Genomic DNA, 273 nt, shown 5'->3' with positions numbered 1-273 from the left:
GGCGAGCCCGGCTGGTCGCCGAGGCGACGATCCACCGCGACCCGGCCCTGTCGCCCGTGGCGTTGGCGTGGATCGACGCGCAGGGGGCGCCGTTCCTGGAGAAGATCGGCCGCGCCCAGATGGAGCGCATCCTCGCGCAGGCGATCGAGCTCTACGGGGTGGCGGCCCAGGAACCACCCCGGGATGAGGACAACGACGGCCGGGACGTCCACATCCACACCCCGGTCGGGCCGCCCGCGGGATCGATGCGCATCGAGGCCGGGGGCTCGAGAG

The 273-nt window shown here is 74.0% G+C and carries 1 protein-coding gene; it reads left to right on the top strand.

Annotated elements, in window-relative coordinates; all coding sequences use genetic code 11:
- Positions 1 to 273: hypothetical protein (locus IEQ44_RS15825; protein ID WP_193639414.1), on the top strand; the 273-nt coding region annotated here is incomplete at both ends.

The sequence above is a fragment of the Nocardioides malaquae genome, from assembly GCF_015070385.1.
GTDB lineage: Bacteria > Actinomycetota > Actinomycetes > Propionibacteriales > Nocardioidaceae > Nocardioides > Nocardioides malaquae.
Note: the sequence above shows the minus strand (reverse complement) of the source record. Positions and strands in the feature narration are given on the sequence as shown.